Below are 20,965 nucleotides of genomic sequence, written 5' to 3'. Positions count from 1 at the left end.
CCCGATCCGAACCCGGAGCCGTCCATGGGACGTTATGTGATCCGGCGCCTGTTGCAGATGATCCCCGTCTTCATCGGCGCCACGCTGCTGATCTTCCTGATGGTCAACGTGATGGGCGACCCCGTCGCCGGACTCTGCGGCGACCGGCAGTGCGACCCCGCCACCGCCCAGCGGCTCCGCACCGACCTCGGCCTCGACAAGCCCGTGTGGCAGCAGTACCTGACGTACATGGGGAACGTCTTCACCGGCGACTTCGGGACGGCGTTCAACGGTCAGAAGGTCACCGAACTCATGGGCACGGCCTTCCCCGTGACGATCCGGCTGACCATCGTGGCCATCGTCCTGGAGATCGTCATCGGGATCACCCTCGGCGTCGTCACCGGCCTGCGCCGCGGCCGGCCCGTCGACACCGGAGTCCTCATCCTCACCCTCGTGGTGATCTCCGTCCCCACCTTCGTCACCGGCCTGCTCGTGCAGCTGCTCCTCGGCGTCAAGTGGGGCTGGATCAAACCGGCCGTCTCCTCCGAGGCCACCTTCGGCGAACTCTTCGTCCCCGGCCTCGTCCTTGCCTCGGTCTCGCTGGCGTACGTCACCCGGCTCACCCGGACCTCGATCGCCGAGAACCGGCGCGCCGACTACGTCCGTACCGCGATCGCCAAGGGGCTGCCCCGGCGCCGCGTCATCACCCGGCACCTGCTGCGCAACTCGCTGATCCCCGTCGTCACCTTCATCGGGACCGACATCGGGGCGCTGATGGGCGGCGCCATCGTCACCGAGCGGATCTTCAACATCCACGGCGTCGGCTTCCAGCTCTACCAGGGCATCCTGCGGCAGAACACGCAGACGGTGGTCGGCTTCGTCACCGTGCTGGTCCTGGTGTTCCTCGTCGCCAACCTCATCGTCGACCTCCTCTACGCCGTACTCGACCCGAGGATTCGCTATGCCTGACCCGCAGCAGCCGGGCCTCCCGGACGACAAGTCGGCCATCTCGGCGGCCGGGGCGGGCGCCGCCACCGACATGGCGATGAGCGAGGGCATCAGCCTGGAGGGACAGGACCCGCAGGGCGGCGGCCCCGACACCAAGCCCCGCTCCCTGTGGTCGGACGCCTGGCGCGACCTGCGCCGCAACCCGGTCTTCCTGATCTCCTCGCTGATCATCCTCTTCCTGGTGGTCATCTCGGTCTGGCCCTCGCTGATCGCCTCCGGCAACCCGCTCTCCTGCGACCTCGCCAAGTCCCAGGAAGGCTCCCAGCCCGGCCACCCCTTCGGCTTCAACCAGCAGGGCTGCGACGTGTACACCCGTACCGTCTACGGCGCCCGCACCTCGGTGGCCGTCGGTGTCCTCGCCACCCTCGGCGTCGCCGTCCTCGGCAGCGTCCTCGGCGGGCTCGCCGGGTTCTTCGGCGGGGTCTGGGACGCGATCCTCTCCCGGGTCACCGACATGTTCTTCGCCATCCCGGTGGTCCTCGGCGGGCTCGTCCTGCTCTCCGTGGTCACCTCCACCACCATCTGGCCGGTCATCGGCTTCATGGTGCTGCTGGGCTGGCCGCAGATCTCCCGCATCGCCCGCGGCTCGGTCATCACCGCCAAGCAGAACGACTACGTGCAGGCGGCGCGGGCGCTCGGCGCCTCCAACACCCGGATGCTGCTGCGCCACATCACCCCGAACGCCGTCGCGCCGGTCATCGTCGTCGCCACCATCGCGCTGGGGACGTACATCGCGCTGGAGGCGACGCTCTCCTTCCTCGGCGTCGGGCTCAGGCCGCCCACGGTCTCCTGGGGCATCGACATCTCGGACGCCTCCGCCAACGTCCGCAACGCCCCGCACATGCTGCTCTGGCCGGCCGGGGCGCTCGCCCTCACCGTGCTGGCCTTCATCATGCTCGGCGACGCCGTCCGCGACGCCCTCGACCCCAAGCTGCGCTGAGGAGCTGCTGCCGATGTTGCTCGACGTGCGCGACCTCCAGGTGGAGTTCCACACCAGGGAAGGCGTCGCCAAGGCCGTCAACGGCGTCTCCTACTCCGTCGACGCGGGGGAGACCCTGGCGGTGCTCGGCGAATCCGGCTCCGGCAAGTCCGTCACCGCCCAGGCGGTCATGGGCATCCTCGACACCCCGCCCGGGCACATCACGGGCGGGCAGATCATCTTCGAGGGGCGCGACCTGCTGACCCTCAAGGAGGACCGGCGGCGCAAGGTGCGGGGCGCCGAGATGGCGATGATCTTCCAGGACGCGCTCTCCTCGCTCAACCCGGTGCTCACCGTCGGCGAGCAGCTCGGCGAGATGTTCACCGTCCACCGCGGCATGTCCCGCAAGGACGCCAAGGCGCGGGCGGTCGAGCTGATGGACCGGGTCCGCATCCCCGCCGCCACCGAACGCGTCGACCAGTACCCGCACCAGTTCTCCGGCGGCATGCGCCAGCGCATCATGATCGCCATGGCGATGGCGCTGGAGCCCAAGCTGATCATCGCCGACGAGCCCACCACCGCCCTCGACGTCACGGTCCAGGCCCAGGTCATGGAGCTGCTCGCGGAGCTCCAGCGCGAGTACAACATGGGGCTCATCCTCATCACCCACGACCTCGGTGTCGTCGCCGACGTCGCCGACAAGATCGCCGTGATGTACGCGGGCCGGATCGTGGAGACCGCCCCCGTCCACGACATCTACCGGGCCCCCGCCCACCCGTACACCCGCGGCCTGCTCGACTCCATCCCGCGCCTGGACCAGAAGGGCCGGGAGCTGTACGCGATCAAGGGGCTGCCGCCCAACCTGCTGGCCATCCCGCCCGGCTGCGCCTTCCACCCGCGCTGCCCGCTGGCCCAGCCGGTCTGCACCACCGACGAGCCGCCGCTCTACGAGGTCGACCCGCGCCGCCGGAGCGCCTGCCACTTCTGGAAGGAGACGCTCCATGGAGCCCGATGAGCGGCCCGGCCCCGGCGAGGGCGAGGGGAACACCGGCGCCACCCGCGACGACCAGACCCCAGGCAACCAGCCGCCGTCCACCGAGGACCTGCTGACCCGCTCCCGCCTGGAGTCCACCCGCGCCGCGGGCGAACCCATCCTGGAGGTCCACCACCTGGTCAAGCACTTCCCGCTGACCCAGGGCATCGTCTTCCGCCGCCAGGTCGGCGCGGTGAAGGCGGTCGACGGGGTCTCCTTCGACCTGCACCAGGGCGAGACCCTCGGCATCGTCGGCGAGTCCGGCTGCGGCAAGTCGACGGTGGCCCGGATGCTCGTCCACCTGGAACGCCCCACCGGCGGGGAGATCCGCTACAAGGGCGAGGACATCTCCCGCCTCTCCGGCCGCGCCCTGAAGGCGGTCCGCCGCAACATCCAGATGGTCTTCCAGGACCCGTACACCTCGCTCAACCCGCGGATGACGGTCGGCGACATCATCGGCGAGCCGTACGAGATCCACCCCGAGGTCGCGCCCAAGGGCTCGCGCCGCAAGCGGGTGCAGGAACTCCTCGACGTGGTCGGGCTCAACCCGGAGTACATCAACCGGTACCCGCACCAGTTCTCCGGCGGCCAGCGCCAGCGCATCGGCATCGCCCGGGGCCTCGCCCTGCGCCCGGAGATCATCGTCGCCGACGAGCCGGTCTCCGCCCTCGACGTCTCCGTCCAGGCCCAGGTCGTCAACCTGCTGGAACGGCTCCAGGACCAGTTCGACCTCTCCTACGTCTTCATCGCGCACGACCTCTCCATCGTGCGGCACATCTCCGACCGGGTCGCCGTCATGTACCTCGGCAAGATCGTCGAGACCGGCACCGACGAGGAGATCTACCAGCACCCCACCCACCCCTACACCCAGGCCCTGCTCTCCGCCGTCCCCGTCCCCGACCCCGGCGCCCGCGAACGCCGGGAGCGGATCATCCTCACCGGGGACGTGCCCTCGCCGGCCAACCCGCCCTCGGGCTGCCACTTCCGCACCCGCTGCTGGAAGGCGCAGGACCGGTGCGCCCTGGAGGAGCCGCTGCTCGCCGTCCCCGCGGTCTTCCGGGGCCTCGACGGGCCCGAGGCACACCCCTCCGCCTGCCACTTCGCCGAGGAGAAGCAGATGGTGGTGGAGGAGGAGCCCCGCGACCAGCCGGGCACCGGTTCGGCCGAATCCTGATTCAAGACGACAAACCAGGATCAACCGCGTTAACACGACGGCAACTTGACGGACGCGGTTCCGATATACGGACGCGTCAGAGTCGACAGCGTACGGCCGTGCGGGTGCCGTAGACCGGCCGGAGCGCAGCTGCGCTCCGGCCGGTCGCCTGTGTGGCCACACCGGCCCGCGTGGAGCGACCGCCGGTGGATGTGGGGAGGCTGACCGCGAGGCTGGTGGGACGCTTCGGGCCCCAGGTCGTCGGCCGGGCCCGCGATCGGGTGCGGAGGGACGCCGCCTTCTCGACCCTGCTGCCCCCACGCCCGACGGGCCCGGCCCGAGCTGAGGCGGTCGGCCTCAACTCCCGCCGGGGTGCGCCCCCTTGTGGGTGGCGAGGGTTGCCGGAAGGATCGCGGGCATGGGGGAGACGCAGATACTCGGGCGGGGCGCGCGGGTCGCCGGTTCCGTCGTCGGTTCCTTGCTGGCCGCCGTGCTGCTGGGGTGGGTGGTCCGCGACCTGACGGTCGGCGGGCCGGACGGGCTCTGGTGGCACTGGGCGGGGGAGGCGGCGGGGTACGGGCTGCGGCCGAGCGCCTACACCGCCGGCCAGGACGTGCTGCTGCTCGTCGTCTACGCCGTGGTGGCGGTCAAGGTCATGCGGTCGGCGTCGGCGGCCGCGCTGCTGGCCGCCGCCGGAGTGCTCACCGTCGCCCTGCGGCTGCCGGCGACGGTCGGCCTCGTCCAGGCGGCCGACCGGGGCGACCTGTTCGGCGGACCGCACCCGGGGGCCCTGGCGACCACGGCCGGTTCGGTCCTCGGCGGCCTCGTGCTGATCATCCTCGCCGCCGCCGGACGACGGCCCGCCGGACCGCAGGAGACCGGGGCCGTGCCGAGGCGCGGGCCCGCCGCCTGGGCCGGGGTGCTGCTGCTGTCCGGCGGGGCCGTGGTGCTGGCCTGGCAGGTGTACGCGGCCGTGAACCATGGCTGGGAGCGGTACGCCACGCTCTTCTTCGGCACCGGCAGCCCCCAGCGCTCGGTGCTGCTGGGCGCGACGGGCTGGCAGACGGCCGCGCTGGCCGGCTTCGCGCTGGCCGCCGGGGTGGTCTGCCTGAGGCGCGGCCGTGGCACCCGGGGCCTCGGGGTGCTGGCCGCCGTCCAGCTCGGCGGCGTCAACGCGCTGATCCTCAGTGCCTACCTCGAAGGCTCGGTGTACGAGCAGCTCCCGCTCCTCGACACGTACTCCCAGCTCGCCCTGGTGACGCCGCCGGTGCTCTGCGTCCTCGCGGCCGTCACGCTCGTCCTGCTGCTGCCGCGCCCGGCCCCCGAGAACGCCGGGCCGTACGGACCCGGCCCGGCGCCCTGGCAGGCACCCGCGCCGGGCCCGTACGGCAACCCCGGTCCCTACAGCGGCCGTTAGGCCATGCCCAGCGACCGCTTCAGGAAGTCGACCTGGAGGAGGAGCAGGTTCTCCGCGACCTGTTCCTGCGGGGTCATGTGGGTGACGCCGGAGAGCGGCAGCACCTCGTGCGGGCGGCCCGCCGCGAGCAGGGCGCTGGAGAGGCGCAGGGTGTGGGCGGCCACCACGTTGTCGTCGGCGAGGCCGTGCACGATCATCAGCGGCCGGTGCTGTCCGGCGGCGGCGGAGAGGCCCTCGTCGGTGACGAGCGAGTTGCGGGCGTAGACCTCGCCGTCGTCCTCGGCCGGGTCGCCGAGGTACCGCTCGGTGTAGTGCGTGTCGTAGAGCCGCCAGTCGGTCACCGGGGCCCCGGCGATGCCCGCGTGGAAGACTTCGGGGCGGCGCAGCACGGCGAGGGCCGCCAGGTAACCGCCGTACGACCAGCCGCGGATGGAGACCCGGGACAGGTCGAGCGGGAACTCCTCGGCGAGCGCGTGGACCGCCTCCACCTGGTCGTCCAGGGTGGCGGTGAACTCGTGGCGGATCGCCTTCTCCCAGGCGGGGGAGTGCCCCGGGGTGCCCCGGCCGTCCGCGACGATCACCGCGAACCCCTGGTCGGCGAACCACTGCGGGGTCAGGTAGGCGTTGTGGGCGGCGAGCACCCGCTGGCCGTGCGGGCCGCCGTACGGGTCGAGGAGGACCGGGAGCGGACCGTCCCCTTCGCGGTAGCCGGAGGGGAGCAGCACGGCGGCGGGGATCTTGCTCTTCCCGGCCCGGGTGAGCGTCGGACGAGGGGCGATTACCGGACTTTCTGCGTGCGAGGCGACGACGGCGATCTCCTCACCCCCGCGCAGGACGCGGGCCCGCTGCCCCGGCCGCTCCAGGACCGAGGAGACGAGGACGGTGACCGGGCCGCCGCGCACCGCGCCGTGCACGCCCGGCTCGGTGCTCAGCCGCTCCGTGCCCAGCTCGTTGACGCGCAGCACGTGGATCTCGCCGGTCTCCGGCTCCTCGGCGCCCGGCCCCGCCGAGACCTGGACCAGCAGGTCGTCGGCGCCCACGTCCAGCAGGCCGCGCACATGGAAGGCGTCCGAGGTCAGCGGCCGGTCGCCGACGGCCAGCACCCGCGCGCCGCCCTCGTCGGCGATCCGCACCAGCCGCCCGTCCGGGGTGCGCGCGGGGGCGCCCGCGTGCAGGTCGAGCCAGCGCGGGTCCTCGTCGGCGTGGACCATGCGGGTCTCGCCGGTGGCCGCGTCGGCGGCCAGGTAGAGCTGGCCGCGCTGGTCCCGGGACTGCACCAGCAGCAGCGGGCCGTGCGCGTCCCAGGAAACCCGCGCCAGATACGGGTAACGCTTCTGGTCCCAGCCGAGCTCGGTGCGCCCGGTCCCGTCCAGCGGGTAGGCGAAGAGCCGCACCTCGGCGTTGGGGGTGCCCGCCGAGGGGTAGGCCACCCGGGCCGGTTCGGCCGCCGGGCGGGCCGGGTCGGCGATCCACCAGCGGGCCACGGGCGCGTCGTCGGCCCGCTCCACCAGCAGCGCCGAGCTGTCCGGCGCCCACCAGAAGCCGCGCGAGCGGTCCATCTCCTCGGCCGCCGCGAACTCCGCGAGGCCGTACGTCACCGACTCCGCCTCCGGCTCGGCCACCGCCCGGTCCCCACTGCCGTCGGCCGCCACCACCCGCAGCGCGCCCCGCACCGTGTACGCGACGTACCGGCCGTCGGGCGAGGGGCGCGGGTCGATCACCGGCCCCGGCACGTCGAGTTGGCGCACCGGCGCCGGGGAGCTCCCCCCGGCGCGCAGGTCCGCCACGTAGAGCCGTCCCGAGAGGGTGAAGGCGGCCGTCCCGACCGCCTCGTCCACGGCGTACCCGACGATGCCCGCGCCGCCCTCCCGGCTGCGCTCGCGGCGGGCCCGCTCGGCGGCCGACAGCTGCTCGCCGGCGCCGGCCAGCAGGGCCGCCGGATCGGCGACGGGACGCTCGTGCGGCTCCCCCTCCAGGTCCAGCACCCAGAGGGCCTGGGCCCGTTCGGTGCCGGAGGCCGAGCGGAGGAAGACGACCCGGGAGCCGTCGGGGGCGACGGTGAACGCCCGGGGCGCCCCGAGGGTGAACCGCTGGGTCCGTGCGTGCTGCCGCGGGAAGCTGAGGTGATCGGTAGGCATGCCAGGAGAGTATGGCTCAAGCGCCCCCTTGTGCTGCCGTGCGCCGATCCATGCGCGTGTACGGATAGTTATGATCCGTAGCGCCTGGTGGGTATCCCTTTCCCGACCGGGCTGTTCCGCCCTGCCCGCACACGAGTTGACCGCGTCGCCCCGCCCGGGACGGCGTAGCAGATCCAAGAGATCGGTCCACCGAGGAAACCGGAGGTGATCCGCCGTGGCACTCTCGATTTCGGCGGTGGTGCTGCTGCTGATCGTCGTCGTCCTGCTGATCCGTAAATCGGGTCTCAAGAGCGCGCACGCCCTGGTCTGCGTCCTGCTGGGCTTCTACCTGGCCAGCTCGTCCGTGGGCCCCATGATCGGGGACTTCACCTCGAACGTGGCGGGCATGATCGGCGGTATCAAGTTCTGACCCCGCCCGGGTCAGGCCGGCCCGGGTGAGGGCGCCGGCGGTGCCGTCCCCCGTGGCCTGCTCCGCCGTGCGCCCGGCCGCCTCGTAGGGTGGGCGCATGACGGATCTGCCCGCCCGCCGACTCCTGCTCGTCCACGCGCACCCGGACGACGAGTCCATCAACAACGGCGCCACCATGGCCCGCTACGCCGCCGAGGGCGTCCACGTCACCCTGGTGACCTGCACCCTCGGCGAGGAGGGCGAGATCATCCCGCCCGCACTGGCGCGGCTCGCCGCCGACCGGGACGACGCGCTCGGCCCGCACCGGGTCGGCGAGCTGTCGGCCGCCATGCGGGAACTGGGCGTCCGGGACCACCGCTTCCTCGGCGGCGCCGGACGCTACCGCGACTCAGGGATGATGGGCCTGCCCCAGAACACCGCCGAGCGCGCCTTCTGGAGCGCCGACGTGGACGAGGCCGCGCTCCACCTGGTCGAGGTGGTCCGCGAGGTCCGCCCGCAGGTCCTGGTCACCTACGACCCGGACGGCGGCTACGGCCACCCCGACCACATCCAGGCCCACCGGGTCGCCCACCGCGCCGCCGAACTCGCCGCCGACCCGGCGCTCCGCCCCGACCTCGGCCCGGCCCACCGGATCACCCGGATCTACTGGAACCGCCTGCCGCGCTCGGTCGCCGAGGAGGCGTTCGCGGCGCTCCCCGAGGCGCTGGCCGAAACCCCGTTCACCCGTACCGCCGCCGTCGCCGACCTGCCGGGCGTGGTCGCCGACGAGCAGGTCACCACCGTGGTGGACGGCACCGCGTACGCCGGGGCGAAGGCCGCCGCGATGCGCGCCCACGCCACCCAGATCACCGTCGCCGAACCCCTCTTCGTCCTCTCCAACGAACAGGCCCAGCCGCTCTTCGCCGTCGAGTACTACGAACGGGTCGCCGGTCCGCCGGGGGCGCCGGAGGGCGAGCGGGAGACCGGCCTGTTCGCCGGGCTCGACGCCGTGACCGACGCCGGGGACGCGCGATGAGCCCCGCCCAGGACGCCCCGCGTCCCTCCGGAGCCACCCGTGCCCGCGCCCAGGCCGGGGAGCGGCCGCCCTCCACGGCGCAGCTGCTCGGCTTCTCCGGCGGCGGCTTCTCCCCGCGCCGACTGGCGCTCTACGTCCCGCTGTTCCTGCTCGGCGCGGTGACCGGGGTGGCGGGCAGCCTCCTCCAGTCCGCCTGGTTCCCCGGCGGGCTGCTGCTGGCGCTCCTCGCCGCCGTGGGGGTCTTCCTGGGGGCGGGGTGGCTGGCCCGGGCGCGCGGCGGGGCCGTCGCCGCGGTCGCCGGGTGGATGGCCGCCGTCATCCTGCTCACCACCACCCGGCCCGAGGGGGACTTCGTCTTCGCGGCGGGCGGTGGCTCGTACCTTTTCCTCCTCGGAGGGATGGCGCTGGCTGTGATCTGCGCCACCATCTGGCGTCCGGGTCCGGGTGACGGGTGACCGTGCGGCCTCCGGACGCCCGAGGCGTCCCAGTTGGGACCGGACTTACCACTTCCGGCACACGGGCACCATGAGCCCCACGGATGGTTTGAACACCGGGCGCACGATACGGACCGGTGGCGGACAGTATGGTGGTGCGCGCCGCCGAACCGCCCCAGGGGGTGTCTGAAGAACCCCGAGCAAGGCCGAAAAGGGGCGGTGGAGCCGATCGGGAGAACCTGCCTTGAGTCGTGAAACTGACAGTTCGTCGTCCGGACCCCAGGGCCGCGACAACACCGCCTACCCCTCGGGGACACCGCCGTACGGGGCGTCCGCCGCGGGCGGCGCCGACGAGCGCGGCCCGGCCGCGGACGGCCGAGGCGACGCCGAGCGGAAGACCGAGACCACGCTGACGACGCGTATCCGGATCAACATCCCCGGATCGCGGCCCATCCCGCCGGTCGTCATGCGTACCCCCGTCGCCGACAAGGACGGCGACGCCGAGACGGGGGAGACGGCGGCGCCCGAGCTTACCGCCGAGCGGTCCGGCCCGCCCGCCCCGGGCGGCCAGGAGCGTCCCGGCGGCCACGCCGGTGCCGAGGCGCCCGCCGAGGAGGCCCCGCGCCCGGCCGACAAGCCCACCAGTGACTGGTTCGCGCCCCGCAAGGGCGGCGCCCGTCCGGCCGCGGGCGGCGCCGGAGGCGCGGGTTCCGCCCCGCGCGGCGGCGCCGGCCAGAGCGGCGGTACGCCCGCCTCCGGTACCCCGACGGGCCCCGCCGCGGGCGGCCCCGGCGGCTCCGGTCCGCGCCCGGGCGGCTCCGGGCAGGCGCCCTACGGCTCGGGCGCCACCGGCGACACCGGCCCGACCGGCACCCCGGGCCGCAACGGCACCACCGGCTCCTTCGACGTCTCCCGGGCCGTCGCCCAGGGACCGCTGGGCCCCGGCCCCGGACGGCCCGACGGCCCCACCGGCGGCCCGGTCAGCGGCGACTCGACGGTCCGCCCCGTCCTCTCCGACGGCGGCCGCCCGCCCGGCCGGCCCGCCGACACCGGCGGCCACCCCCGTGGGGGCGACACCGGGAACACCCCGCGCCCGGGTGCCAACCGCCCGCCGGCGGGACCGATGAGCGACGACACCGCCGTCCTCACCCCGCAGAAGCCGGCCCCCGAGCGGCCCGGCGAGCGCGAGCACGTCTCCGGTGACACGCTCACCAGCGGCCTGCCCGTCGTCCCGCCCGCCGCGGGCGGCCCCGGCGGACCGTTCGGCCCCGGTGGCCCCGGCGGCCCCGGCGCCCACCGGGACGGGCCGCTGCCGCACACCCCGCCCCGGCTGCCCGAACCGCTCGGCGAGCCCGAGGCGGCCTCGTCGGCCCCGGCGAAGAAGAAGGGCCGCAGCAAGCTGGTGCTGCTCGGGGTGGCCGTGGTCGTGGTCGGGGCCGGGCTGTACGGCGCGGGGCTGCTCATGGGCCACGCCGACGTGCCGAAGGGCACCACCGTCCTCGGGGTGGACATCGGCGGCTCCACCCACGACGAGGCGGTCAAGAAGCTCGACGCCGCCTTCGGGGAGCGCACCGCCCTGCCGCTCGCCCTCGACGTGGACGGCAAGCAGGCCGAGCTGAAGCCCGCTCAGGCCGGCCTCTCGCTGGACAGCGAGGAGACCGCGCGGGCCGCCGCCGCCAGCGACTACAACCCGGTCACCGTCATCGGCTCGCTCTTCGGCCAGGAGCGCGTGGTCGAACCGTCGATGCCGGTCGACCAGGAGAAGCTGGCCGACGCCCTCGACCGGCTCGCGGGTACCGCAGGGTCGGCGGTGGAGGGCTCGATCTCCTTCGACTCCGGCAAGCCCGTCCCGGTCTACGGCAAGGCCGGCAAGACCCTCGACGTCAAGGGCTCGGTCAACGCCGTCGAGCAGGCGTACCGGACGCAGGTGGCGACCGGGAAGGCCGGGCCGGTGGCGGTGCCGATGGCGACCCGGGAACCCACGGTCTCCAAGGCCGAGGTGGACCGCATGATGAAGGAGTTCGCCGTTCCGGCGATGTCCGGCATCGTCACGGTGAAGGCCGGGAACGCCTCCATCCCCTTCGGCCCGGAGCGTTCGCTGCCGCAGATCCTCAGCGTGCAGGCGGTCGACGGCAAGCTGGTCGAGAAGTACGACCAGGCCGCGCTGAAGAAGCTCTACGGCAACACCTTCGACGGTGTCCTGATCACCCGCGGGACCGGCGACAAGACGCCGGTCACCCCGGAGGACGTGATCGGGGCGATGCGTCAGGCGCTGCTCGGCACGACGCCGGCCGAGCGCGTCGGGGTCATCGAGACCGACGCGAGCTGACCCGCCCACGACGGCCGCCCGCCCCCTCCCGGGGGTGGGCGGCCGTCGCGTTTTCCTGCTCCCGGGGCCTGTGTCAACTGGATGGCTGGACAAGGGGGTTGGGCGCCGGGCCGGGGTTGTGCGGAGCGGTCGGCGGGCGGATGGTGGAGACCGGTGAGAACCGGGCGACGTGCGAAGGGGCGGGTGGCGTATGGCGTGGGAGTTCACCGACGACCGGGGTGTCACGGTGCGGTCGGAGCGCAGGCCGGAGCGGGTGGCGGCCTATCTCAGGGCGGGTGCGGGACTGGCGGACCTCGGGGTGCTGCCCGTCGCCGTGTTCGGTTCCGGGCACGACGGGGACCGTCCTGATCCGGCCAAGTGGGGCCCGGAGGCACCCGCCGGAATCCCGTACCTCGGAGCCTCCGGCGGGCTCGACGAGGAGCGGCTGCTGAGCGAGCGCCCCGACCTGATCGTGGACGTGACCTACGACGGGAAGCACGCCTACGCCGTGGACGACGGGGCGGCCGAGCGGGCGCGCCTGCCGGTCCTCGCGCTCTCGGTGGCGGGCGAGGTGCCGCAGGCGCGGCTGCTCGAGCGGTTCGCGGAGCTGGCGGTGGCGCTCGGCGGGCGGGACGGGGAGGGCGCGGAGCGGCTGGCGGCGGCCGAGGCGCGGCTGCGGACGGCCGCGCTGCGCGCCCCCGGCGTCCGGGTGCTGGCGCTCTCCCCGGCCGGCCCGGAGAAGGTCCACCTGGCCCGCCCGCTCGCCTGGCCGGAGCTGCGACATCTGGTCGACCTCGGGGTGCGGCTCACCGACCCCGGCGAGGAGGGTGGCGTCAACTGGCGTACGACGGGCTGGGACAAGGCCGTCGGGCTCACCCCCGACCTGGTCCTCAGCGACGCGCGGGGCAACGCCGACCAGCCGGCCGCCCTCGCGGAGCTGCCCGCCTGGCGGGCCCTGACCGCCGCCGCTCCGGTGCTGCCGTGGAACCCCGAACTGCCGTGCAGCCGCCGGGCCACCGGGACCTTCCTGGAGCAGGTGGCCGGAGCGCTGGAGGGGCTGGCCGGGACGGCCTGAGCGGGTACGTGCCCCGCCCCCGGCACCAGGACCGGTACCGGGGGCGGGGCCGTTCGTGGTGCGGGGCCGGTCAGGGGGCCCAGGGGGCTTCCAGGGCCCAGGTGGTGTCGGCGGTGAAGTTGCTCAGGGTGTCGAAGGGCTGCCTGCCGCCCGGGGTGGAGAGCCAGACCTCGGAGTCGTAGTGGCGGAGGTAGCTGCCGGACATGTTCAGGCTGGAGAGGCGGACGCCGCCCTCGCCGGGGACGGCGCACCAGGTGGCGTCGGCCTTGAAGAGCTGGGTGCCGTCGTCGGCGTCGCGGCGGACCCGGGACTCGCGGTGGCGCAGGTACTCGCCCGGGTAGTTCCGGGATGCGAGGGAGTAGCAGTTCTCGTCACCGAGCCCGGGGACCACCTTGTAGGTGGCGTCGGCCTTGAGGGTGGCGTCGCTCTCCTCGGAGACCGGGGCGGTCCAGGCGAGACCGTCCTCGTGGCGGAGGAACTTCTCGGTGTGGCCCTCGGTGGTGACCCGCAGGGAGCGGTTCTCGCCGGTGGGCAGGGTGACCGCGCCGGGCAGGGAGCGGGAGGCGTCGATCAGCGCCTGGTTGGCGGCGGCGACCCGGTCCTGGTCGACCTTGACGACCTGGCGGTCGTAGGTGAGCAGGCCGTTGACCTCGTTCTCCACGTCGGTGATCTCGGTGTAGACGGAGGCGGAGAGACCGGCCGGCATCTGGCCCTCGCGGATGCCGTCGAGGAGCCCAACGAACCGGTCGTTCAGCGCGGCGGTGCCGGCCTGGTCCTCGTAGCTGAAGCCGCCGCCCGGGTACCACTCGTGGCCCTCGGTACGCAGCCCCAGGCCGCCGAACTCGCCGAGGACGGCGGCCCGGTCGGGCTCGGGGGCGGTGTTGCCGGGGCCGACGTAGACGTGATTGTCGACCACGTCGCCGTTGCCGCCGTCGACCGAGCCGCAGCAGTTGACCCCGCTCATGTTGTTGACCAGGCGGGAGGGGTCGGCCTCCTTGACCTCGTCGGCGATGCGGGCCTGGTCGTACTGGCCCCAGCCCTCGTTCTGGTTGACCCACATGACCACCGACGGCGAGGAGCGGTGCTGGTCGATGACGCGGTGGTACTCCTTCTCCCACTGCTCGCGGGCGGGCGCGTCCGGGACCTTGCCGGTGTCCATCGACGGCATGTCCTGCCAGACCAGCAGGCCCAGCTTGTCGGCCCAGTGGAACCAGCGCTGCGGCTCGACCTTGATGTGCTTGCGGACCATGTTGAAGCCGAGGTCCTTGTGGGCCTGGAGGTCGTACTTGAGGGCCTCGTCGGTCGGCGCGGTGTAGAGGCCGTCCGGCCAGTAGCCCTGGTCCAGGGTGCCGGTCTGGAAGACGAACTCGCCGTTGAGGACCGGCCGCTGGACGCCGTCGATCTTCTTCAGGCCGATCGAGCGCATCCCCGCGTAGCTGCCGACCTCGTCGCCCAGGGCGCCGTCCGCCGGGAGGAGTTCGGCCTTGACGTCGTACAGGAACGGGTCGTCCGGGGACCACAGGTGCGGGTCGGGCACCGAGACCGACAGCTCCTCGCCGGCCGCGCCGGTGGCGGTGCCGACCTCCTCGCCGTCGTCCAGGACGGTGACCTTCACCTCGCGTCCGGCCGCGCCCTCGGCGTGCACGGTGGCGCGCAGGGTGTCGTCGCTCAGCTCCGGGGTGAGGTCGAGGCGGGTGATGTGGGCGGGGGCGACCGGCTCCAGCCAGACCGTCTGCCAGATGCCGGAGGCGGCGGTGTACCAGATGCCGCCGCCCGGGTGCGGCTCGATGTCGTGCTCGTCGTCCTGGCGCTGCTTGCCGACGGCGCCGCCGCCGTGCTGGGTCGGGTCCCAGACCGAGACGGTGACGGTGTTGGCGCCCGCCTTCAGGTGGTCGGTGACGGTGAAGTCGAAGGCGTCGAAGCCGCCCCGGTGCTCACCGGCCTTCTCGCCGTTGACCCAGACCGTGGTCTCCCAGTCCGAGGCGCCGAAGTTGAGCTTCACGTCCCGGCCGTCCCAGTCCTCGGGGACGGTGAACTCGCGCTGGTACCAGAGCTTGTCGCCCGGGGTGATCTTCCGCTGGATGCCGGAGAGCGCCGACTCGGCGACGAAGGGGACGCGGATCTGCTCGTCGAACTGGCCGGGGACGCCGGCGGCGGCGTCGGTGACCGCGAAGTCCCAGATGCCGTTCAGGTTGGCCCAGTCGGGTCGGGTGAGCTGCGGGCGCGGGTACTCCGGCAGCGGGTTGTCCACCGAGACCCGGTCGGTCCACGGGGTGGTCATCGGGGCGGGCTTCGGCTCCCAGGCGGCCTGGTCGGCCGCGCCGGCGGGGGAGGCGGCCAGGCCGGTCGCGGCCAGGGCGCAGGCGGCGAGCGCGGTGGTCAGCCGCCGCCAGGGCCGTGAGCGCGGGCGGGCGCCCCGGCCGGGTGCGGGGGTGCGGGTGTCGGTCACCGGTCGGTCTCCTTCTCGGGCGGTGGGGGTCGCCCCGGCCGGGTGGCCGGGGTCGGTCCAGTGGAGGAGGTACGGGACGGCGGCGGCCCGCGCGCCGGACACGGGTCGGGCCGGTCCGGGCCGCGGGGCGGCCCGGACGGGTGGGGGTGGGCAGGGCCCGGTGGTGCGGCTCTGGGTGGTGCGGCTCACGGCGCCGGGCAGCGTCGACCGTGCCCCGTGCCGGTGCGGCGGCGGGGCCGGGCCGGTTGTGCAACGTTGGAAATCCGGCGCTCGGCGGTATGACAGCACGGCGTGCGACGGCTGTCCAGAGATGCGGCAGGGGCCGGTGTGAGCCGCCGTCACCCCGCCGGACGGGAGCCTCGAAGGGGCCGGGTCACCCGCCGGGAAATCTCCCGGCAACGGTCTTGCCGCCCTGGCGGGCCGCCTGTATAACGTTGTAAATCGAGCCGCCGGACGGCCCGAACTCGCCGGTGGACCAACCGGTTTCGGTGACAAGGGCCCTGGTGGCGCGTGGCTGCGCCGCGCCCGGACTCACCCGTCCCCGGCCGGAACTCCACGCCGCACCGCGTACCGCCGCACCACCCCGTACCCCGAGCCCTCCGCCCAGGTCCTGTCCGGGCCCGCGCCCCGTACGCCTGTCCCGCCCTGCCCCGCCCTCTCGGCCCGCCCGACGACCGTGCCGGCCGATCGTCCGCCAAGGAGCGTTCGCGCATGACCACCCAGCGCCGCACCCGCAACCTCGCCGTGGCCTGCCTGCTCGCCGCCACGGCCACGCTGGCCGCCTCCGGCTGCTCGAAGTCGGAGACCGCCGACACCTCGAAGGGCGACGCGGCCGCCGGCGCCCAGGCCACCCAGCCCGCCGACACCTCGGGCAAGGGCTGCACCCTGGAGACGTACGGGGCGCCCGAGCTCGACCTGAAGGACGCCGTGGTCGGCTTCTCCCAGTCGGAGAAGGAGGCCAACCCGTTCCGGATCGCCGAGACCCAGTCGATCAAGGACGAGGCGGCCAAGGTCGGCGTCAAGAAGCTGCTCACCACCAACGCCCAGTCGCAGCTGCCCAAGCAGATCAGCGACATCCAGGACATGCTGGCGCAGGGCGCCGACTTCCTCATCGTGGCGCCGCTCAACTCCGACGGCCTGGAGCCCGCGTTCAAGGCCGCCGCCGCGAAGAAGGTCCCGGTCCTCACCGTCGACCGCAAGGTCAACGCCGAGGCGTGCAAGGACTACCTCTCCTTCCTCGGCTCGGACTTCGTGGAGCAGGGCAGGCGCGCCGCCGACGCGATGATCAAGGCGACCGGCGGCAAGGGCCAGGTGGCGATCCTCCTCGGCGCCTCCGGCAACAACGTCACCACCGACCGCACCAAGGGCTTCGTCGACCGGGTCGAGGAGAAGGCCCCCGACCTGAAGATCGTCGCCCAGCAGACCGGCGAGTTCGCCCGCGACAAGGGCCAGCAGGTCATGGAGCAGCTCATCCAGTCCAAGCCCGGCATCACCGGCGTCTACGCCGAGAACGACGAGATGGGCCTCGGCGCCATCACCGCCCTGAAGGCCAACGGCAAGAAGCCCGGCGACGACGTCAAGATCGTCTCCGTAGACGGCACCCGCAACGCCGTCCAGGCCCTCGCCAAGGGGGAGATGAACGCCGTCATCGAGTCCAACCCCCGCTTCGGCCCGCTCGCCTTCGCCACGGCGAAGAAGTTCTACGCCGGCGAGTCGATCCCCGAGAACGTGCTGATCTCCGACCGCGCGTACGACCAGGACAACGCCGAGAAGTCCCTCGGCGGCGCCTACTAGGGCCCCGGCGGGCCCGCGTCCGTACCACCGGGGCGCGCGCCCGCCGACCCCAACTCCCGCACCCCGTGACCCGATCCGCGTCTCCTCGTACACCGGAAGGTTCAGCAGCCCATGGCACCACCCGAAGCAGCGACGCCCGGCGCCGGGCCGCCGGTCCTTGAGGCCCTAGGGGTCGGCAAGCGGTTCCCCGGGGTCGTCGCGCTCGACGACGTCTCCTTCGACCTGCGGGCCGGTGAGGTGCACGCGCTGGTCGGCGAGAACGGGGCGGGCAAGTCCACCCTGATCAAGGTGCTGACCGGGGTCCACCGGCCGGACGCGGGCGAACTGCGGCTGGCCGGGGAACCGGTCCGGTTCCAGCGGCCGTTCGAGGCGCAGCAGGCGGGGATCTCCACGATCTACCAGGAGGTCAACCTCGTCCCGCTGATGAGCGTGGCCCGCAACATCTTCCTCGGCCGCGCACCCCGCAACCGCCTGAGGCTCATCGACTTCGCCCGGATGAACCGCGAGGCCGCCGACCTCCTCGACGGCTTCGGCGTCCGCGTCGACCCGCGCCGCCCGCTGCACACCCTGGGGCTCGGCACCCAGCAGATGGTGGCGCTGGCCCGGGCCGTCTCGGTCCAGGCCCGGGTCGTCGTCATGGACGAGCCGACCTCCTCCCTGGAACCCCGCGAGGTCGAGACCCTCTTCCGGGTCATCGAGGAACTGCGCGCCCGCGACGTGGCCGTGGTCTACGTCAGCCACCGCATGGACGAGCTGTACCGGATCTGCGACCGGGTCACCGTGCTGCGCGACGGCCGCCACATCCACACCGGGCCGCTCGCCGGACTGGAGCGGATGCGGCTGGTCTCGATGATGCTCGGCCGGGACATGGCCGAGGTCCGCCGGGACGGCGTCACCGGCTTCGCCGCCGACGGCCACGACGCCGCCCGCACCCCGGTCCTCACCGCCGACGGCCTCACCCGCCGCCACCAGCTCGACGGGGTCTCCCTCTCCCTGCACGCCGGGGAGGTGCTGGGGCTCGGCGGGCTGCTCGGCTCCGGCCGCAGCGAGACCGCCAAGGCCCTGGCCGGGGGCCTCGCGCTCGACTCCGGCGAGGTCACCGTGGCCGGCCAGGTGCTGCGCCGGATCACCCCGGCCGCCGCCATCGGCGCCGGGATCAGCATGCTCCCCGAGGACCGCAAGGCCGAGGGGATCGTGCCCGGCCTCTCGGTCCGCGAGAACATCGTGCTGGCCGCGCTGCCCCGGCTCTCCCGCGCCGGGATCGTCTCCCGCGCCCGGCAGGACCGGGTGGTCGAGATCTTCATGAAGCGGCTGCGGATCAAGGCGTCCAGCCCCGAGCAGAAGGTCGGCGAACTCTCCGGCGGCAACCAGCAGAAGGTGCTCCTCGCCCGCTGGCTCTGCCTGGAGCCGCGCGTCCTGCTGCTCGACGAGCCGACCCGCGGCATCGACGTCGGCGCCAAGGCCGAGGTCCAGGGGCTCATCGACGAACTGGCGGGGGAGGGGCTCGCCGTGCTGCTCATCTCCTCCGACATCGAGGAGCTGATCGAGGGCGCCGACCGCATCGTCGTCCTGCGCTCCGGCGCCCCGGCCGGGGAACTGGCCGGCGACGCCGTCACCGAACCCGCCCTGCTGGAGGTCCTCGCCGACAGCGCCCCCACCCCCCGCCCCGCCGAGGAGGCCGAGCCCCGATGACCCAGGCCCCCGCCACCGCGCCCGGCGCCGCCGCGCCCGCGCCCGCACCGCCCGCCCCCGCCGCGGGCTCCGCCCGGCCCTGGTACCGCGACCCCGCCTGGTACCAGGCGTACGGCGTCTACGTCGCCGTCGGCGCGCTGCTGCTCTTCAACGCCCTGTTCACCGACCGCTTCCTGACCACCGACAACCTCACCACCCAGCTGGTCCAGGTCGCCCCGATCGTCATCGTGGCGCTCGGCATGGCCCTGGTCATCGGCACCGAGGGCGTCGACCTGTCGGTGGGCTCCGCGATGGCCCTGGCCGCCGCCCTGCTCCCGCTCTACCTCGGCTACGGGCTGGTCCCCGCCCTCGTCCTGGCCCTGCTCGCCGGAGCCGTCACCGGGCTGGTCAACGGCGTCCTGGTGTCGGTGGTCGGGCTCCAGCCGATCGTCGCCACCCTCGCCCTCTTCGTCGGCGGCCGGGGCCTGGCCCTGGTCCTCGCCGACGGACAGCTCAAGCAGATCATCAATCCCGACCTGCTCTCCCTCGGCACCGCGAGCCTGCTCGGCGTCCCCGTGGTGGTGCTGATCGCCGCCGGGCTCGCCCTGGCCGTGGCCTTCCTGGTCGCCCGCACCACCTTCGGCCGCCAGATCGTCGCCATCGGCGGCAACCGCAAGGCCGCCGTCCTCGCCGGACTCCCCGTCAAACGCGTCCTGACCGGCGTCTACGTCCTCTGCGGCACCTTCGCGGCACTGGCCGGCATCCTCGCCACCGCCCGGCTCACCGCCAGCGACCCGTCCTCGCTCGGCACCCTGATGGAGCTCTCCGCCATCACCGCCGTCGTCGTCGGCGGCACCCCGCTTAGCGGCGGCTCGGTCCGGGTGCTGGGCACCGTCGCCGGGGCCGTGCTGATGCAGCTGCTGCGGGCCACCCTCGTCAAACACGACCTGCCCGACTCCACCGCCCAGATCGCCCAGGCGGCCATCATCGTCGCCGCCGTCTACGTCGCCCGGGAGCGCCGGTCCCGATGAACGCACCCCGCCCGGCGGAACCCACCGCCGCCTCCGCCACCGCCGACCCGAAGGCGGCCCCCGCGCCGCTCTCCGAGACCCCCTCGGTCCGCGCCGGGACCGAGGAGCCCAGCGGCCGCGAACGCCTCCTCGGCCTCGTCCAGCGCCAGGGCGTCCTCGCCGTGCTGCTCACGGTGATCCTGGTGGCCTCGCTGCTCTACCCCTCCTTCGCCAGCCTCGACAACGCGCGCGGCGTCACCGCGCAGGCCAGCTTCCTGGCGATCGTCGCCCTCGGCATGACGCTGGTCATCATCACCGGCGGCATCGACCTCTCCGTCGGCTCGGTCTTCGCCCTCGGCGGGGTGCTGGCCGCCTGGGCCTCCCAGTGGGGCCTGCTGCCCGCCCTCCTCGTCCCGCTGCTGGTCTGCGGCGGCATCGGCCTGGTCAACGGCCTGCTCATCGGCCGGGCCGGCCTCGCCCCGTTCATCGTCACCCTCGCCACCCTGCTCGGCGCCCGCGGCCTGCTCCTCGCCTTCACCGACGAGGGCGCCACCACGTACCTCGTCCCGAAGGGCTCCGCCTTCGCCTGGCTGGGCGGGGGCACCGTCTGGGGGTTCATCATCCCCGTGCTGATCGCGCTCGCGCTGTTCGGCCTCGGTGGGCTGGTGCTCCAGCGGACCTCCTTCGGGCAGGGCCTCTTCGCGGTCGGCGGTTCCAGCGACGCCGCCACCCTGATGGGGCTGCCCGTCGCCCGCACCAAGGTGCTCGTCTACACGCTCAGCGGACTGCTCGCCGGACTGGCGGGGGCCCTCAACGCGGCCCGCCTCACCTCCGGTGTCACCATCCTCGGAGTGGGCATGGAACTCGACGCCATCTCGGCCGTCGTCATCGGCGGCACCCTGCTGATCGGCGGCGCCGGGTCGGTCAGCGGCACCCTGTGGGGCGTCCTGCTGCTCGCCGTCATCCAGAACCTCATCAATCAGATCGGCTCGCTCAACTCCTCGTACCAGTCGGTGGTCAGCGGCGGCTTCCTCGTCGTGGTCGTGGTCGCCCAGCGCTACCTGGCCCGCGGTCGCAGATCGACGTAGGGGGCACCTGCGCCCGCGCCGGGGAGTTCCATCAGCAGCCGAGAAGCGTTACGAAGCTAGGAGTG

General features: G+C 73.6%; 16 protein-coding genes. 14 read left to right on the top strand and 2 right to left on the bottom strand.

Annotation, left to right across the window (positions count from 1 at the left end):
- The first annotated feature begins 24 nt into the window (after positions 1 to 24).
- From OIM89_RS08955 to OIM89_RS08935, 5 genes are all read left to right on the top strand, one after another.
- Positions 25 to 948 (top strand): ABC transporter permease, encoded by a 924-nt coding sequence (locus OIM89_RS08955; protein ID WP_030695775.1) that lies wholly within the window; start codon positions 25 to 27, stop codon positions 946 to 948.
- Positions 941 to 1,927 carry an ABC transporter permease gene (locus OIM89_RS08950; protein WP_030695774.1) on the top strand — a complete coding sequence of 329 codons (987 nt, stop codon included), beginning with the start codon at positions 941 to 943 and terminating at the stop codon, positions 1,925 to 1,927. Before OIM89_RS08955 ends, OIM89_RS08950 begins: the two co-directional genes overlap by 8 nt.
- A 13-nt stretch (positions 1,928 to 1,940) precedes the next feature.
- Positions 1,941 to 2,921, top strand: a complete 981-nt coding sequence (locus tag OIM89_RS08945; RefSeq protein WP_047467416.1) for an ABC transporter ATP-binding protein — start codon at positions 1,941 to 1,943, stop codon at positions 2,919 to 2,921.
- On the top strand, positions 2,908 to 4,113 hold the full coding sequence (locus OIM89_RS08940) for an ABC transporter ATP-binding protein (RefSeq protein WP_030695772.1): 1,206 nt from the start codon (positions 2,908 to 2,910) through the stop codon (positions 4,111 to 4,113). The genes OIM89_RS08945 and OIM89_RS08940 overlap by 14 nt, the downstream gene beginning before the upstream one ends.
- 397 nt (positions 4,114 to 4,510) lie before the next feature.
- On the top strand, positions 4,511 to 5,509 hold the full coding sequence (locus OIM89_RS08935; RefSeq protein ID WP_030695771.1) for a hypothetical protein: 999 nt from the start codon (positions 4,511 to 4,513) through the stop codon (positions 5,507 to 5,509).
- Here the strand turns inward: OIM89_RS08935 and OIM89_RS08930 are convergent.
- Complete coding sequence (locus tag OIM89_RS08930) at positions 5,506 to 7,647, bottom strand: S9 family peptidase (protein ID WP_047467410.1); 2,142 nt, start codon at positions 7,645 to 7,647, stop codon at positions 5,506 to 5,508. The two genes, OIM89_RS08935 and OIM89_RS08930, sit on opposite strands and share 4 nt — an antisense overlap.
- A 214-nt stretch (positions 7,648 to 7,861) precedes the next feature.
- Between OIM89_RS08930 and OIM89_RS08925 the strand changes: the two genes are divergently transcribed.
- The 5 genes from OIM89_RS08925 to OIM89_RS08905 all read left to right on the top strand — a co-directional run bounded on the left by OIM89_RS08925 (position 7,862) and on the right by OIM89_RS08905 (position 12,888).
- Positions 7,862 to 8,056 carry a hypothetical protein gene (locus OIM89_RS08925; RefSeq protein WP_003950656.1) on the top strand — a complete coding sequence of 65 codons (195 nt, stop codon included), beginning with the start codon at positions 7,862 to 7,864 and terminating at the stop codon, positions 8,054 to 8,056.
- Positions 8,057 to 8,153: 97 nt separating this feature from the next.
- Entirely contained in the window at positions 8,154 to 9,071 is a 918-nt protein-coding gene (mshB, locus tag OIM89_RS08920) for an N-acetyl-1-D-myo-inositol-2-amino-2-deoxy-alpha-D-glucopyranoside deacetylase (RefSeq protein WP_030695769.1), read from the top strand.
- Positions 9,068 to 9,526, top strand: a complete 459-nt coding sequence (locus OIM89_RS08915; protein WP_195730404.1) for a DUF6113 family protein — start codon at positions 9,068 to 9,070, stop codon at positions 9,524 to 9,526. Before mshB ends, OIM89_RS08915 begins: the two co-directional genes overlap by 4 nt.
- A gap of 223 nt (positions 9,527 to 9,749) precedes the next feature.
- Complete coding sequence (locus tag OIM89_RS08910; RefSeq protein WP_030695767.1) at positions 9,750 to 11,834, top strand: hypothetical protein; 2,085 nt, start codon at positions 9,750 to 9,752, stop codon at positions 11,832 to 11,834.
- 190 nt (positions 11,835 to 12,024) lie between these two features.
- Positions 12,025 to 12,888 (top strand): ABC transporter substrate-binding protein, encoded by an 864-nt coding sequence (locus tag OIM89_RS08905; protein WP_047467406.1) that lies wholly within the window; start codon positions 12,025 to 12,027, stop codon positions 12,886 to 12,888.
- A gap of 70 nt (positions 12,889 to 12,958) precedes the next feature.
- On the opposite strand, the gene OIM89_RS08900 is transcribed toward OIM89_RS08905, so the two are convergent.
- Complete coding sequence (locus OIM89_RS08900) at positions 12,959 to 15,337, bottom strand: AbfB domain-containing protein (protein ID WP_264491128.1); 2,379 nt, start codon at positions 15,335 to 15,337, stop codon at positions 12,959 to 12,961.
- Positions 15,338 to 16,048: 711 nt separating this feature from the next.
- On the opposite strand from OIM89_RS08900, the gene OIM89_RS08895 reads away from it, so the two are divergent.
- From OIM89_RS08895 to OIM89_RS08880, 4 genes are all read left to right on the top strand, one after another.
- Positions 16,049 to 17,131 (top strand): ABC transporter substrate-binding protein, encoded by a 1,083-nt coding sequence (locus OIM89_RS08895; RefSeq protein WP_030695764.1) that lies wholly within the window; start codon positions 16,049 to 16,051, stop codon positions 17,129 to 17,131.
- Between the two features lie 111 nt (positions 17,132 to 17,242).
- Positions 17,243 to 18,823 (top strand): sugar ABC transporter ATP-binding protein, encoded by a 1,581-nt coding sequence (locus OIM89_RS08890; RefSeq protein ID WP_238470230.1) that lies wholly within the window; start codon positions 17,243 to 17,245, stop codon positions 18,821 to 18,823.
- Positions 18,820 to 19,833, top strand: a complete 1,014-nt coding sequence (locus OIM89_RS08885) for an ABC transporter permease (RefSeq protein WP_018469324.1) — start codon at positions 18,820 to 18,822, stop codon at positions 19,831 to 19,833. The genes OIM89_RS08890 and OIM89_RS08885 overlap by 4 nt, the downstream gene beginning before the upstream one ends.
- Positions 19,830 to 20,900 (top strand): ABC transporter permease, encoded by a 1,071-nt coding sequence (locus OIM89_RS08880; protein WP_217466743.1) that lies wholly within the window; start codon positions 19,830 to 19,832, stop codon positions 20,898 to 20,900. The genes OIM89_RS08885 and OIM89_RS08880 overlap by 4 nt, the downstream gene beginning before the upstream one ends.
- The last annotated feature ends 65 nt before the right edge of the window (positions 20,901 to 20,965 follow it).

The sequence above is a fragment of the Streptomyces sp. BI87 genome, from assembly GCF_025957665.1.
In the GTDB taxonomy this organism is placed as follows: domain Bacteria; phylum Actinomycetota; class Actinomycetes; order Streptomycetales; family Streptomycetaceae; genus Streptomyces; species Streptomyces albidoflavus.
Note: the sequence above shows the minus strand (reverse complement) of the source record. Positions and strands in the feature narration are given on the sequence as shown.

Excerpts from the sequence above, each read along its gene's own strand:
- OIM89_RS08950 (WP_030695774.1), top strand. The coding sequence starts at position 941 with ATGCCTGACCCGCAGCAGCCGGGCCTCCCGGACGACAAGTCGGCCATC.
- OIM89_RS08895 (WP_030695764.1), top strand. The coding sequence starts at position 16,049 with ATGACCACCCAGCGCCGCACCCGCAACCTCGCCGTGGCCTGCCTGCTC.
- OIM89_RS08885 (WP_018469324.1), top strand. The coding sequence starts at position 18,820 with ATGACCCAGGCCCCCGCCACCGCGCCCGGCGCCGCCGCGCCCGCGCCC.
- OIM89_RS08905 (WP_047467406.1), top strand. The coding sequence starts at position 12,025 with ATGGCGTGGGAGTTCACCGACGACCGGGGTGTCACGGTGCGGTCGGAG.
- mshB (WP_030695769.1), top strand. The coding sequence starts at position 8,154 with ATGACGGATCTGCCCGCCCGCCGACTCCTGCTCGTCCACGCGCACCCG.
- OIM89_RS08935 (WP_030695771.1), top strand. The coding sequence starts at position 4,511 with ATGGGGGAGACGCAGATACTCGGGCGGGGCGCGCGGGTCGCCGGTTCC.
- OIM89_RS08915 (WP_195730404.1), top strand. The coding sequence starts at position 9,068 with ATGAGCCCCGCCCAGGACGCCCCGCGTCCCTCCGGAGCCACCCGTGCC.
- OIM89_RS08945 (WP_047467416.1), top strand. The coding sequence starts at position 1,941 with ATGTTGCTCGACGTGCGCGACCTCCAGGTGGAGTTCCACACCAGGGAA.
- OIM89_RS08930 (WP_047467410.1), bottom strand. The coding sequence starts at position 7,647 with ATGCCTACCGATCACCTCAGCTTCCCGCGGCAGCACGCACGGACCCAG.
- OIM89_RS08880 (WP_217466743.1), top strand. The coding sequence starts at position 19,830 with ATGAACGCACCCCGCCCGGCGGAACCCACCGCCGCCTCCGCCACCGCC.
- OIM89_RS08890 (WP_238470230.1), top strand. The coding sequence starts at position 17,243 with ATGGCACCACCCGAAGCAGCGACGCCCGGCGCCGGGCCGCCGGTCCTT.
- OIM89_RS08940 (WP_030695772.1), top strand. The coding sequence starts at position 2,908 with ATGGAGCCCGATGAGCGGCCCGGCCCCGGCGAGGGCGAGGGGAACACC.
- OIM89_RS08955 (WP_030695775.1), top strand. The coding sequence starts at position 25 with ATGGGACGTTATGTGATCCGGCGCCTGTTGCAGATGATCCCCGTCTTC.